The sequence below is a fragment of the Rhodococcus opacus genome, from assembly GCF_012396235.1.
In the GTDB taxonomy this organism is placed as follows: Bacteria; Actinomycetota; Actinomycetes; order Mycobacteriales; family Mycobacteriaceae; genus Rhodococcus_F; species Rhodococcus_F opacus.
Genome location: NZ_JAAXPA010000007.1, coordinates 226998 through 241255, shown reverse-complemented (window position 1 = coordinate 241255; position 14258 = coordinate 226998). Strand labels below are relative to the sequence as shown.

Here is a 14258-nt window from a genome sequence, read left to right as displayed (position 1 = left end):
TCAGTTCGCTACGCGGGCGGCGTAGCGCAGTCCCTGCTTGGTCAGTCGGCGCACGTTCGGCTCCGACAGGTCGGCCGGCGTGTGACCGATCGAGTGGTAGAAGACCCGGCCTGCGCCCCACTGGCGCACCCACGCCACCGGGCTGCGCAGTCCCTCCAGCCAGGGCAGGTGCTCGCCGCTGAACTCGGTCTCCGCGAGCACCCGGTTGTTCGGGTCGACGTGCATGTAGTACTGCTCGGACGCCACCGCGAAGTCCTCGACACCGGCGGTCACCTCGTGCTCGCGGTCGGTGATGCTCACCTTGTACGGCTGCGGGAAGGACTCTCCCGCAGGATGTTCGACGAAGTCGCCGCCGAGGAGGAAGTGGTACTTCAGACTCGCCCGGAACGCGGCGGCGGCTCCGTGCCACGCCGCGACCCCGGTTCCGGCCGCGACGGCGTCGAGCAGGTTCTTCTCCTGCGAATCGCTCAGGCCTTCGGTGGTGAGCGCGTTGTTCCAGCCGAGCACGATCAGGTCGTATCCGGTCAGGTCACGGTCGAGGGTGAAGATGTCCTGCGACTCCTCGACCTGGTAGTTCAGCTCGGAAAACAGTTCGCGTGCCCATGCGGCGATGTCGTACGGATGGTGGCCGGGCCAGCCGCCGTACAGGTAGAGGACCTTGGTCATGAGTGCTCCCATGGATGGTGAAACCGGAATGGTGAAACGATTAACTTATGGTGGTGAATCGTATCACCGGCTGGAGCGCTGTCAATGGGTGATGTCGAGGGGAACGTGGAGAGCGTCCAGACGCGGACTAGGATCGGTCCCATTGTGCGCTCCGGTGCGCAACGGCCGGGTGTGGCCGATGATCGCCGACGAGGGAGTACCACTTGGTCACGATGAAGGACGTCGCCCGGGCGGCCGGAGTATCGGTCGCCACCGTCTCCTACGCCTTCAGTAAATCGTCGAAGGTCTCTGCGACACAACGGGAACGCATCTATTCCGTCGCCGCGGGACTCGGCTACGCCGGCCCGAACATCGCCGGGAGCAGTCTGCGGTCGGGGCGGATCGGCGCGGTCGGCGTGATCGTGCCCGACTCCCCGGTGCAGGCGCTCGAGGATCCGTCCGTGACCCTGCTGATGAAGGGCATCGCGGAAATCGGGAACTCGGCCGACATCGCCCTCACCCTGTTTCCGGCCTCGCGCGGTGGATCCCCGGATTCACCACCGAACTCGCTGGTTCTCCGTGGGCTCGTGGACGGGGTGGTCATCCACAACGTCCCCGACGGGCATCCTCTGGTCGAGGCGATCATCGCGCGCGGTATCCCGGCCGTCGTGGTCGATTCGCCGCGAAGCGCGGGACTCCCGTTCGTGGCCATCGACGACCGGCACGGCGCCTACCTGCAGATGGACCACATCCTGAGCCTGGGCCATCGACGCATCGGGATCATCGTCGACAAGCTCGGCCAGGATTCCGACTGCCGGATGGTCACGGCGGACGACGTCGAAGCGGCGACCGAACGCAACGCGCGGGAGCGGCTTGCCGGTTACTTCGCCGCGGCCCGCGACCACCACCTCCCGGTGGAGGAACTGTCGATCGTCGTGGCGGGCAACATCGATCGCGCCGCCGGTGCCGAGGCCACCCGGATCCTGCTCGACGCCGCTCAGCCGACCGCTCTCGTGGCGACGTCCGACGTGCACGCGGTGGCGGCGTGGCAGGTGTTACGTGAGCGCGGACTCGCCGTGCCCGACGACATGTCCGTCATCGGATTCGACGACGCACCCGTTGCAGAACTACTCGGTCTCAGCACAATTCATCAACCGATCGTCGAGAAGGGCCGCGCGGCCGCGACGATCCTGCTCGATCGACTGGGTGGCGGCACCCGCACGCGATCGTTGATGAAGACGTCACTGGTCGTCCGCGCCAGCACCGCGCCGCCGCGCGAATCCAGTACCGCGCCGCCGCGCGAATGATGGCGATGCCCCGCGACGGCCGGACGTCATCCTCCATGATGGATCGATGACGACTGCGGTGCCGCGACTGGGCGTGACGTTCATCCCGACGATCGAACCCGAGAGGTTGAAGGACTTCGCGCGGATCGCCGAGGACAGTGGCCTCGACGAGATCTGGTTGTGGGAGGACTGTTTCAAGGAGAGCGGCGTGGCTTCGGCGGCCGCGGCACTCGCGTGGACGGAGCGAATCCACGTCGGCGTCGGGTTGATGCCCGTCCCGCTGCGCAACGTCGCGCTCACCGCGATGGAGATCGCCACGCTCGCTCGGTTGTTTCCCGGTCGAGTGATTGCGGGCATCGGACACGGTGTGCAGGGATGGATGGAGCAGGTGGGTGCGCGGGCGGCGTCACCGATGACCCTCCTCGAGGAGTACACGGTGGCGCTCCGGGCACTGCTGGACGGCGAGTCGGTGAGCACACAGGGACGGTACGTTCGGCTCGATCGTGTGAGACTCGACTGGCCTCCCACCGAGCGGGTTCCGCTGATGCTGGGCGGCGAAGGTCCCAAGTCGGTCCGGCTGGCGGCGCGTCTGGGTGACGGCAACCTCCTCGCGTCCGCGGTCGGCGACGACGACATCCGCAGGACCCGCGACCTGATCGTCGAGGAGATCGGCGACGAACGGGCGTCGTCGCATCGCATGGTCGTCCCGAAGATCGCCGCCACCGGCGAGGGTGCGCGGCAACGGGTGGACGCGGAACTGGCGCGGTGGGAGAAGCCGGCCGACACGGGAATCGGGGTCGCGGGTGACGCGAGCACCGTCGCCGAAGAGGTGCGAAGGCTTGCCCGCCTGGGCGCGACGTCGGTAGCCTTCGCGCCGACCGAGGACGAACCGGATCTGCTGGGCTTCGTCGAGTTCCTCGGCCGCGCCGTCAAACCCCTGCTCCCCACGTGAGTGGCAAAGAGTGCTCGGGCACACATTGCCACTCACGTGCGGGTCAGTTGCCGGTCGGCCAGGTGTCGGACAGGGTGTAGCCGGTCGGGAACGGGTCGGCGGGATCGAGTCCGACCTGGCTGAGTTCGGTGATGTACGCCTGGCCGCTCACGCGGGGAACCACGGCGTCGTACGTTCCGACCTTCGTCAGTCTGTCGATCCGGCTCTCGAAGCGACTGCCGATCACCGATTCGTGCACGAACTTCTCCCCGACCTCGATGAGGCCCTTCGCCTTCAGCACCGCCAGTCGGGCGGACGTGCCGGTGCCGCAGGGCGAGCGGTCGAGTCGGCCGGGGGAGACCACCACGGCATTCCGGGCGGTCAGCACCCCGTCGGTGCGGGAGAGCGGGCCGACGAATTCGGTCTGGGTGATTCCGGCGAACTCGGGATTGGTCGGGTGCACGGCGGGGATCTGCTCGGCGGCGGCGGTCTTGAGCTTCTGTCCGAGGTCGCAGATCTCGCGCGCCTCGTCGGGTTGCAACTTCAATCCGAGCTGGTCGGCGTCGGCGAGGACATAGGCCATGCCGCCCCACGCCACGTCGACGGTGAGGGTGCCGTAGCCGTCGAGTTCGAGCGGCACCCCGACCTCGTAGGCGAACGCGGGCTGGTTCTCGAACTCGACGCTCGTCACCTTGCCGTTCTCGCAGGTGCAGCGAATGCGGATGAGTCCGGCGGGTGCTTCCAGCACGATGTCGGTGATCGGTTCGACCATGGGAATCATGCCGGTCTCGAGCAGTGCGGTGGCGACACACATGGTGTTGCTCCCCGACATGGCCGGGTATTCCGTGGACTCGGCGATGACGTAGCCCATCTGGGCCTCGGGATCCGTCGCCGGGACGACGAAGTTGACGCACTGGGTCACCGAGCCCCGCGGCTCGTGGAGCAGAAGCTGCCGGAGGTCGTCGCGGTGCTCACGGAAGTGCTTCATCTTGTCGAAGACCGTGGCGCCGGGGACATCGCCGATTCCGCCGGTGACGACGTTGTTGATCTCGCCCCCGACGTGACACTTCACTACGTTGACTACTCGACTCCAGCGCACGATCTTCCTCCGTGTGTTCGTCTGCGTTGCGGTGGCCTGGTTCCACCCTGCCAGGGGTGAACTTCTCTTCGCCTGCCGGCGAGAGGCGAGGCCGGCAGCGGGGGTGATTGCTGCCGGCCTCTGCGCACGTGTCGGGGAAGGGTCACTCCGTGATGAACGCGCGCGGTCTTCTTGGCGGTGACTAGCGGGCGTAGGTGAGGCCGGTCTCGGCGATGAGCTTGGTGAGCTCTTCCTTCTTGTCCGCGGGCAGCTCACCGTACGGTGCGCGGGGCACTCCGAGGTCCACGCCGACGGCCTGCGCGGCGGCCTTGGTGGCCACGGCGTAACCCTCCTTGCCGAGGAAGTCGAGGACGTTCCACAGCCGCTTGAAGATTTCGAGGGCCTCGGTGTACTTGCCGGCCTTGGCGAGTTCGTAGATCGCGACGCACTCCTTGGGCGCGAAGTTGGGCGCACCCCAGATGGAACCGGCGGCACCGGCGGAGAAGGCGGGCAGCACGATCGTGTCCCAGCCGACGAAGGTGTCGATGGCGTCGCCGAGGTTGAAGATGAGGTCGAAGGCCTGCTCGATCGATCCGGACGTGTCCTTGATGTACTTGACGGCGTCCGTGCGTTCCAGCAGTTCCCGGTAGAACGGTCGGTCGAGGTTCATCCCCGTGACACCCAGCAGGTTGTACGCGATCACCGGGATGTTCGCCGCTTCGCCGACGGTGGCGAAGTACTCGATGACCTCGTGGCGCGTGGGCGCCTCGTAGAAGGGCTGCACCAGCAGGACGGCGTCGGCGCCCGCGTCGGCCGCGTGCCGGGACAGTTCGACGGCCTCCGCGGTGCGGGTGGAGCCGGTCTGCGGTGCTACGGGCACGCGGCCGGCGGCCTGGTCGATGACGACCGTGTTGACGAACTTGCGCTCGTCGAGCGTGAGAGCTGCGAACTCTCCGGTGCTGCCGCCGGGGACCAGGCCGTGCAGTCCGTTCTCGATCAGGAAGTCGACGTGGTTGCGCAGTGCGCCCTCGTCGACGGAGCCGTCCTGGGCGAAGGGAGTGGAGACGGCGGCGAGGATGCCACCCAGCTTCTTGGTCATGTCGTGTCCTTGTTCGGTGGTGGTGGTCGATGCCCGTTGTGGGGTCCTCGACTGGTGAACTTCCGGGAACTGCTCTGGCCTTCGACAATTGTCAGATTGCCGATTGTCGACAAGAGAACGATATCAAATCTAAGGTCGATCCCCGGTGGTGTCAAGGGATCGGCCGGGGTTCTTCGGCCGCTATTCGCCGACGGTGATGGGATCGCGGTGGAGCGGCTCCGCCTCCACCCTCGCATCGACTTTCCGGCCTGCGGTTTCGTGCAGCGTCGCAGCCGCCACAATGGCCATCACGCCCGTCACGATCAGAATGACCGACGGTGACAACGGACTGCCGGTTGTGGCGATCAGATAGGTCGCCACGTACGGTGCGGTGCCGCCGAAGACTGCGACCGAGATGTTGAATCCGATCGAGAATCCTGCGTACCGAACACGACTCGGGAAGATCTCCACCATCGCTGCGCCCGACGCGGACATGAACATGGCGAGGCAGATCCCCATCGCGGCGTGCGCGACGACGATTGCGGGGACATTCCCCGTCGCGAACACCATGAACGCGGGATAGACGATCAGCGTGCTCGAGACGGCGCCGAGGATGATCACGGGTTTGCGACCGTAGCGGTCGGAGAAGCGGGCGAACACGAAGATGGCGACCGCCGCCGAGCACAGGCAGGTGACCGTCGACGCGGAGGCCAGACCGAACGAGAATCCCACCTCCGACTGCAGATACGTCTCCATGTAGACGAAGATGAAGTAGAAAGCCGCGGCCTGCAGTGCAATACAACCGACCACCTGCAGGATCTGCCGGCGACTGGTCGCGAGGGCGTCCTTGACCGGGGACTCGCTGACTTCACCCGAGGCCTGAAGTCGTTCGAATTCCGCTGTGTCGCTCAGCTTCAGGCGAATGTAGAGCCCGACCAGTCCGAGCGGTCCCGCGATGAGGAAGGGGATGCGCCAGCCCCACTCGAACATCGCCGCCTCGCTCAGTGCGGCGTTGAGGCCGAGGATGAGGACCGAGGCCGCCGCGTTGGCGAGGTAACTCGAGCAGTGCCAGAAGCTGACGGTGCGCGCCCGCCGGCCGCGTTTCGCGGATTCGACGAGGAACGTCGCCGCACCGCCGGGTTCGCCGCCGGCGGCGAAACCCTGAATGATCCGCAGTGTCACGAGCAGCGCCGGGGCCGCGATTCCGATGGTGGCGTATCCCGGCAGCAGGCCGACCGCGAACGTCGACAGTGACATCAGAATGATTACTGTCGCAAGGATCTTCTTGCGGCCGACCTTGTCTCCGAGCCGGCCGAAGACGAAGCCGCCGATCGGGTTCATCAGGAACGCGACTCCGAACGCGGCGAACGTCGCCAGCAGGCTCGTCGCCGGGTTCTCGGAGGGGAAGAAGATCCTGCCGAGCAGGACGGCGAGGAACCCGTATGCGGCGAAGTCGAACCAGGTGATGAAGTTTCCGATCGCGGCGGCCGTGATGGCCCGCCGCATCTCGGGACCGTGCAAACCGCCCTGTACTTCCGTCATGTGTCTTCCGATCGATCGAAGTTTATTGTCGACAATCTGTCTGTGGGGTAGTGCTGAACGAGAGTGGGTGTCGGGGTGTGCTCAGTTGCAGCGGGAGGGAATGAATTCCCCGACCGCGTTGCGCGTGGTTCCCACACGAGGTGCGTTGGCCAGTCCGACGGTCACGGGCCCCAGTGCCGGGTCGACGGCGTCCATGATCGACCACGGCACCCGGAAGACCCGTCCCGGTGAGGCGGCCCAGGGCAGCAGCGTGGTCGCGACGACGCGACCCCGCTGCGAGACGGTCACCTTCGGGAACCGGACCAGCTGATCGGTCCACAGCAGCAGGCGCTGTCGTGGTGGTGCCGGGTCACCCGCCCGGAGCACTCCCGGGGAAACCCAGCGGAACGGCGGGGCCGCGAGGATGCGCACGGCGGTCGCACCCGGATCGATTGCTTCGCCGGCGTCGAGGAACGCGGCCACCCGGTCTGCGACGAACGTGCCGTCGAGGGCAGCGATGTCGGCGGTGTCGACCGGGTGCAGGACGTTGCCCGCGGCGAAGACGCCCGGCAGGCTGGTCCGCAGAGCGGTGTCGACCAGCGGTCCCTTCGTTCCGGGGTCGATGGCGATACCCGCCGTGCGCGCGAGTTCGTGATCCGGGATCCAGTCGCCGGTGAAGACGACCGTGTCGCATTCGACGATCTCGCGTGCGCCGGTGTCGAGATTCTCGATCTCGACCGCCTCCAGATTCCCGCGACCGATGATCCGCACGACGCGGGTGCGGGTGGCGATCGGGAGCCGGAACAACGCCTTACCGGGAATGTTGAAGGCGGCGTAGGACTCCGGCGACGGGTACTGCGTCGTCATGAGCACGGTCCTGCATCCGGCGTGCTTCAGCGTCGTGACCGCCGACCAGCTCACGAGTTCGCCGCCGACGACCACCGCACGTGTTCCGACACGTCCGTGATGCAGGTGCACGATGTTCTGCAGCTGTCCGGTGGTGTAGACCCCGGACGGTCTGTCGCCGGGAATCATGCGGGCCGGACGGGCACGCTCGCGGGCACCGGTGGCCAGGACGAGCGCCCTGGACTCGATGCGGAGGAGACCCGCGGGTGAGGTGACGTCGAGCGCGCCGTCGGGATGCACCGCCGTCACCATCGCATTCGGCATGATGTCGGCGCCCGCGGACTTCGCCTCCCGCACCAGGCGTTCGGCGTAGGCGGGGCCGCCGATGAACGTGTGCATGTCGCGGATGCCGTAGCCGGGGTGATCGCAATGCCGCGGGATCCCCCCCGCGCGGCTTTCGCGGTCCAGGACGAGAGCCTGGCGCCCGTGGACCTTTCCGAGTTGCGTGGCCGCGGCCAACCCGGCGGGACCCGCGCCGACGATGGCGACATCGGCGGTCACCACGGTGCGTGAGGTGTCGGGAGCGCTCATCGGACGGCTTCCTTCCGGGTCTCGGTCGCTTCGGGCGAACCGGCGGGGCATCGGTGTGCCTCGACGAGCGAGCCGACCTCGGCGCCGCAGAAGAAGCCCTGGCACCGGCCGTTCATCGCCCGGGTGCGGCGACGGAGCCCGTCGAGTCCGGCCGGGGGGATCAGCGACTGGTACGCGTCGCGGATCTCACCCGCCGTGACGCGCTCGCAGAAGCAGACGACCCTGCCGTATTCACTGTCACGCGCGATGAGTTCGGCGTCCTGATACGGGCGAGTGAATGCTTCGCCGATGTTCGGCATCCGGGGTGGTGGTGGCAATTCGGTGCGTGCGCCGTCGAGAACGCCTGCCTTGGTGAGCAGTTCGCCGACGTACTCGGCCACCGCCATACCGGACGTCAGTCCGGTCGAGCGGATTCCGCCGACCAGAACGTAGCGCTGATCGTGGTCGACCTCGACGAGGTAGTCACCGTAGTCGATGGCGGCACGGAGTCCGGCGTACGTGGCGGTGACCTCCTCCTCGAGCAGGCGCGGCATCAGCGTGCCGCCCTTGCCCAGCAGGAACTCGAAGCCGGCCTCCGACGTCGCCGTCGCGGAACGGTCGGTGAGGTCTTCCGCAGTGGGCCCGAGCATCACGTTGCCGTAGATCGTCGGGCTGACCAGAACACCCTTGCCGCGCGATGTCGGGACGGGGAGCACGATTTTGTCGATCAACGGCCGCGCGAGCTTGTCGTAGACGAGCAGTTCGCCGCGCCGCGGGGTGACGTGGAATCGGTCGTAGCCGAATTCCTTGTCGATGTAGTCGGCTCCCAACCCGGCGGCGTTGATCACCCACCGCGCGCTGATGTCGCCGCTCGACGTGTGCAGGATCGTCCGCTCGGGCAGGGCGGTCACCGACTCGGCGCGGGTCCGCGTCCGCAGTGTCACCCCGCGGGCGACGGCGTCGGTGGCCAGCGCGAGGTTGGTGGTCCAGGTGCAGATGATCGACTCGTCGGGGACGGTGAGCCCGCCGAGCGCGCCGTCACCGAGCGCGGGCACGAGACGATAGACCTCGTCGGCGTCGATGATGTCGCAGTGGGTGTAGCCGTTGTCGGCTGCCTTGTCGCGCAGGCCCGGCAGTGCGGCCAGTTCCTCGTCGTTCCACGCGACGAGGATGGCGCCCGACCGTTCGACGGGAATCCCGGTCTGCTGCGCGTATTCGGAGAGCAGCGTGTAGCCGCGGCTCACCATGCGGGATTCGAGCGTGCCCGGCTTCGCGTCGAATCCGGTGTGCAGGATCGCCGTGTTCGCCTTGCTCGTCCCGTCGCCCACGTCGTCCCGCGCCTCGACGAGTGCCACGGTGTGGTGGTATCCGGCCAGCTCCCGCGCGATCGCCGAGCCGACGATGCCCGCACCGAGCACGACGAAATCGTAGTCGGGGGGCGGAGGGGTGTCAGTCATCGCTTCTCCTGTGGCAGCGCCGCTCGTGCGGCCGCCCGCCAGTGGTGTCGGAATTCTGCCGCGCGGTCGACCGACCACCGCGGCTCGTAGGTGGTCGCCGGTTCCCAGTCGGCTACCGCGTCCTGCAGGGACAGGTCGGGGTTCAGTGACAATCTGGCGCAGGCCGCCGCTCCGAGAGCGGTGGCGTGGGACGACGGATAGACGTCGAGGGGGATCTGGGTCAGATCGGCCGTGGCCTGCATGAGGCGGCGGGACCGAGTGAGCCCGCCGTCCACTCGCAGCCGGGTGAGGGGAGCGTCCAGGTCGCCTTCGACGGCAGACACCAGCTCTGCCGTCTGCGCCGCCAGCCCCTCGAGGACGGCGGCCACCAACTGGGACCGGTCGGTGGACAACGTCATCCCGGAGAACGACGCCGTCGCGTCCGGCCGCCACCAGGGCGCGGCGAGACCGGCCAGCGCGGGCACGAAATACGTTCCGCCGGAATCGTGTGCGGCCACACTGTCGAGGTCGCGCGCCGACTCGATCAAGCCGAGGTCCTGGATCCACCGGATGGCGGAGGCGGCGGTATAGGCCTGGCCGTCGACGCAGTACGACGTCTTCCCGCGCACGTTCCACGCGACGCACGACGCCAACCCGGCTGCCGAGCGGACCGGGAGCGTGCCGGTATTGGCCAGCAGGAACGCCCCGGTGCCGAACGTGCACTTGGCGGTGCCCGCGTCGAAGCACCGCTCCGCCAGGAGAGCCGCCTGCTGGTCGACGACGAGACCGCCCACGGCAGCGCCGGATCCGAAGACATCCGTGGTTCCCACGACGACGTCGTTGGCGACGATGGCAGGCATCCGCTCGGCGGAGAGCTCGAACAGATCGAGAAGCTGCGGATCCCACGCGACCGTGTCGAGGTCGGTGAGCAGCGAGCGGCTGGCGGTGGCGGAATCCGTGACGAACTCCCCGGTCAGGTAGTGCACGATCCACGTGTCCGTCGTGGTGACCACGCCCGATGCGGTGACATTCTGCCGTAACCACTGCATCTTCGGCGCCGAGAAATACGGATCGAGCACGAGGCCCGTCCGCTGTTCGACCCACGACTTGGACTCGGACTTGTCGCGGCACAGCTGGTCCGACCGGCGGTCCTGCCACACCACGGCCTGGCTGAGCGGGCGGCCGGTGACCGGGTCCCACACCAGGACGGTCTCACCCTGGTTGGCGAGGGACACGGCGGACACGGGAACACCCGCTTGCGCGACCGCGCTCCGTCCCGCTTCGAGGACCGAGCCCAGCAGTTCCATCGGGTCCTGCTCCACGCCGCCCGCGGCGAGATATGCCGGACGGACGGCTGTTTCGGCGATCGCGAGGACGTCGCCGTCCTCGGAGACGACGACAGCCTTCGTGCCGGATGTGCCCTGGTCAATGGCAAGGACTGTCACGCGCGCTTCCTTTCGAATCGGATGGGTGGACCAGGTCTAGGCGGTCCGAGTGCGAAAATCGAACTCGTATCTCGCGGTCGTGTCGTCGACCCGCCACACGTCGACGTTGCCGTCCCACTGCGTCACCAACCAGCACTCGCGCCCGCGCGACGGCACGACCATGGTGGCGTGCGCCCAGGGCGACGCCGTACCGCTGCGCAGGTCGATCCGCCGGATGGCCCGTCCGACCGCATCTTCCGGCTCTGCCGGCTCCCACGTCCCCCACGCGGTGTCGTGGCGGCTCGGCGCCGTCACGACAGGCTCACGATGACGTGCTTGACCCGGGTGAATTCCTCGAGTCCGGCCGCGCCGCCCTCTTTGCCGTAGCCCGAGCCCTTGAAGCCGCCGAGCGGTCCTTCCGGGCCGACCGCCATGTGGTTGTTGACCCACACGACCCCGGACTCGATCGCGTTGACGTTCCGCAGCGCTCGGCCGATGTCGCGGGTCCAGACCGACGCGGCGAGTCCCTGCTCGACCGCATTGGCCTTCTCCAGGGCGTCCGCTTCGTCCGTGAACGTCTGGACCGTCGCCACCGGTCCGAAGATCTCTTCCTGCACCAGCTGATCGTCCTGCTGCAGACCGTCGATGAGGGTGGCCTCGTAGAAGTAGCCAGGACCGTCGACGATCCTGCCGCCGGTCACGACCCGTGCGTGGTCCGGCCTGCCGTCGACGAGCTCTGCCACGCGGGCGCGCTGGCCCTCCGAGATGAGAGGTCCGAGAACCGTAGAACTGTCGGCAGCATCACCGATCCGGGCCGCGCTCAGTCTTTCGGCGAGCGCCGCGACGAACGTGTCGTGGATGGTCTCGCTCACCAGCAGCCGGGTTGCCGACATGCACTCCTGGCCGGCGTTGAACAGGATGCCGTTGGTGATGATCGGGAGTGCGGCCTCGAGGTCGACGTCGTCGTAGACGACGACGGGAGCGTTCCCGCCCAGTTCGAGCACCAGCCGTTTGGGCGTGGCACCCGCAGCCTCGGCGATCCGCTGTCCGGCGGACGTCGAGCCGGTGAAGGAGACGAGGTTGACGTCGGGGTGACGAACGAGAGCGTCCCCGACCACACTGCCCTTGCCGTGCACGACATTGAGGACACCCGCGGGCAGCAGCTGTTGCGCGAGCTCCGCGAACCGGGTGGTGGCCAGCGGGGTCAGCTCGGCCGGCTTGACGACCACGGTGTTGCCGGCGACCAGTGCGGGGGCCAGCTTCCAGACCGCCTGCCAGAGAGGGAAATTCCACGGCGTGATTCCGAGGACGACGCCCAGGGGTTCGCGCCGGACGAAGCTGGTGTTGCCGGCGGTGAATTCGCCGGCGGCCTGCGCGGACAACGCCCGGCCCGCGCCGGCGAAGTGCCGGAACGCCGCGACGATGCCCGGAAGTTCGTCACCCTTCGCCGCCGTCGTCGGCTTGCCGGCGTCGAGGGTCTCGAGGTCGGCGAGTTCGTCCAGGTTCGCCTCGAGGAGGTTCGCGAGGTCGTGCAGAATCTGCGAGCGCTCGCCGGGTGTCTTCGCGGCCCAGGCGGGGAAGGCGGCGCGGGCCGCATCGACGGCGCGATAGCCGTCCTCGACGGTCGATTCCTGGAGTTCGGCGACGACCTCGCCGGTGGACGGGTTGCGGACCTGTCGCACCTGCTCGGAGGATCCGGCCACGGCCTTGCCGTCGATGATGTTGGTGACGGAACGAAGCGTGGATGACATGAAGTTCCTTTCGAATGTGGGTCGGTTGTCGGGCAAGTGGGCTGTCAGAGGTGTCCGGCCTGGGTGTCGATGGACTTACCGCGCCTGCTCTTGGGGATCAGCATGTAGATGACGGCGCCCGACGCGATGACCAGCAGCATGCCGAGGCCGACATGGGTGGGGTCGGAGTAGATCAGGAGCGCGCAGAGCACGACCGACCAGGCGATCGCCAGGATGAAGATGACCGGGCTGACGATGCCGTAGTGCCACGGGTGGGATGGCAACTTGCGCTTGATCAGTCCGTAGAAGCCGACCACGACCACGACACCGTAGGCCATTCCCCAGGCGAGTGCCGTCATCGCTGCGAGCACGGACAGCAGCGAGGACCACAGTGCGAACACCACGGAGATCGCGAAGATCGTGAGGGTCGCGTTGATCGGGATCCGCTGGGCACTGACCTTGCGCAGCCAGGAGGCCGCGGGGATCTGGCCGTCGCGTGCCTGCGACCACAGGACGCGAATGCCGGTGAGCTGCAGCATGACCAGGGCGGCGAACAGGGCGACGATCGCGACGGCTTCGAAGATGTTCGCGAACGCGGTGCCGACCGCGGTGTCGAGGATCAGTTTGACCGGGGTGGTGCTCTCCATGACCGCCGGGAGGTCCTGGATGGCGAGCATGATCAACGCGACCATGAAGATGCCGACGACGTAGGAGGAGACGTTGGCCATCACCGATGCCATCGGCGCCTTCCGGGCGGCGTCCTTGGTCTCCTCGGAGGCGTTTCCGGTCGCGTCGAACGACGAGATCGCGTATGCGGGAAGGATCATCGCGAGAAGGAAGGGGACGAACCAGTTGCCGCCGGTGGTCGTTCCGCCGGACTCGCTCAGGAACGACAGCGGCTGGGTCGGATGCTTCACGATCAGCAGCACGGCTACCAGTGCGACGACGCAGAGTACTTCCGCCACCACGCCGATGTTGTTGAGCACGGCAGCGACCTTGACTCCGGCGATATTGATGACGGTGCCGAGCACGATCAGGCCGAGCGCCCACGGGAGGGCGTCGGTGTTGTCCTCGAACGTGACGCCGAACCAGCCGGCGACGAAGGGGGCGATGCTCACGGCGACGGTGGTGACCGCGACGGTGTGTGCGATCAGCAGCCACCATCCGGTTTGCCAGGCCAGCCACGGCTTCCCGGTGATCCGCCCGGTGATCTGGTACACGCCGCCGGCCAGTGGGTAGGCCGAGACGAGCTGCGCGACCGCGAGTCCCACGGTGAACACCTGCAGGCCGCCGCCGACGAGGAACGACCAGAACGACGCGGGCCCGAAGAACCCGAAGCCGACGATCAGGGTCGTGAAGATTCCGGAGGCGATCGCGATCGAGGTGAACTGGACTCCGAAGGCGGAGAACAGCCCCAGCGTTCGGTTGAGCTCCTGCTTGTAGCCGAGCTTCTCCAGATAGGCGGAATCGGTGTCCGCTCCGGAATCGAGGAGCGGGCGATCGGGCTCGGTGGGCGGTTGAGTGGACACCGGGGGCTCTTCCGGGGTTATGGCCATCGTGACCTCGCTGGTCTCTGTCGCGGGTATCTCGGCGGGGGATGTGCCGAGACGAGGTTCGGTTGTCGTGGAAGAAGGCGAAAGGTTGCATCGCGCTTGTTCTACTGTCGACAATCTACCATAAATCGGTGTGACCTCAATCACCAGTTGTTTCGGC

12 protein-coding genes are annotated in these 14258 nt (G+C 67.3%); 2 read left to right on the top strand and 10 right to left on the bottom strand.

Going from position 1 to position 14258, the window contains the following annotated elements; translation table 11 throughout:
- Positions 1–666: a ThuA domain-containing protein gene (locus HGB39_RS11945; protein WP_005573894.1), complete on the bottom strand. Its 666-nt coding sequence runs from the start codon at positions 664–666 to the stop codon at positions 1–3.
- Between the two features lie 203 nt (positions 667–869).
- Between HGB39_RS11945 and HGB39_RS11940 the strand changes: the two genes are divergently transcribed.
- Positions 870–1952, top strand: coding sequence for a LacI family DNA-binding transcriptional regulator (locus HGB39_RS11940; protein ID WP_005573895.1), 1083 nt, complete (start codon positions 870–872; stop codon positions 1950–1952).
- Positions 1953–1998: 46 nt separating this feature from the next.
- A complete protein-coding gene (locus HGB39_RS11935) occupies positions 1999–2883 on the top strand; it encodes an LLM class flavin-dependent oxidoreductase (RefSeq protein ID WP_043793604.1) in 885 nt (294 codons plus the stop codon).
- 43 nt (positions 2884–2926) lie between these two features.
- Here the strand turns inward: HGB39_RS11935 and HGB39_RS11930 are convergent, their stop codons facing one another.
- The 9 genes from HGB39_RS11930 to HGB39_RS11890 all read right to left on the bottom strand — a co-directional run bounded on the left by HGB39_RS11930 (position 2927) and on the right by HGB39_RS11890 (position 14074).
- Entirely contained in the window at positions 2927–3961 is a 1035-nt protein-coding gene (locus HGB39_RS11930) for a proline racemase family protein (protein ID WP_043793606.1), read from the bottom strand.
- A gap of 181 nt (positions 3962–4142) precedes the next feature.
- Entirely contained in the window at positions 4143–5039 is an 897-nt protein-coding gene (locus HGB39_RS11925; protein ID WP_005566853.1) for a dihydrodipicolinate synthase family protein, read from the bottom strand.
- A 180-nt stretch (positions 5040–5219) separates the two neighbouring features.
- Entirely contained in the window at positions 5220–6560 is a 1341-nt protein-coding gene (locus HGB39_RS11920) for an MFS transporter (RefSeq protein WP_005566854.1), read from the bottom strand.
- Positions 6561–6641: 81 nt separating this feature from the next.
- A complete protein-coding gene (locus HGB39_RS11915) occupies positions 6642–7976 on the bottom strand; it encodes an NAD(P)/FAD-dependent oxidoreductase (RefSeq protein ID WP_043789910.1) in 1335 nt (444 codons plus the stop codon).
- Entirely contained in the window at positions 7973–9412 is a 1440-nt protein-coding gene (locus tag HGB39_RS11910; protein ID WP_005566857.1) for an NAD(P)/FAD-dependent oxidoreductase, read from the bottom strand. The genes HGB39_RS11915 and HGB39_RS11910 overlap by 4 nt, the downstream gene beginning before the upstream one ends.
- On the bottom strand, positions 9409–10836 hold the full coding sequence (locus tag HGB39_RS11905) for an FGGY family carbohydrate kinase (RefSeq protein ID WP_005566859.1): 1428 nt from the start codon (positions 10834–10836) through the stop codon (positions 9409–9411). Before HGB39_RS11905 ends, HGB39_RS11910 begins: the two co-directional genes overlap by 4 nt.
- Positions 10837–10872: 36 nt before the next feature.
- Positions 10873–11130 (bottom strand): hypothetical protein, encoded by a 258-nt coding sequence (locus HGB39_RS11900; protein ID WP_005566860.1) that lies wholly within the window; start codon positions 11128–11130, stop codon positions 10873–10875.
- On the bottom strand, positions 11127–12566 hold the full coding sequence (locus HGB39_RS11895) for an aldehyde dehydrogenase family protein (RefSeq protein WP_005566861.1): 1440 nt from the start codon (positions 12564–12566) through the stop codon (positions 11127–11129). The genes HGB39_RS11900 and HGB39_RS11895 overlap by 4 nt, the downstream gene beginning before the upstream one ends.
- Positions 12567–12610: 44 nt before the next feature.
- The gene (locus HGB39_RS11890; RefSeq protein WP_005566862.1) at positions 12611–14074 is read right to left on the bottom strand and encodes an APC family permease; all 1464 of its coding nucleotides are present in this window, start codon (positions 14072–14074) and stop codon (positions 12611–12613) included.
- Positions 14075–14258 lie beyond the last annotated feature (184 nt).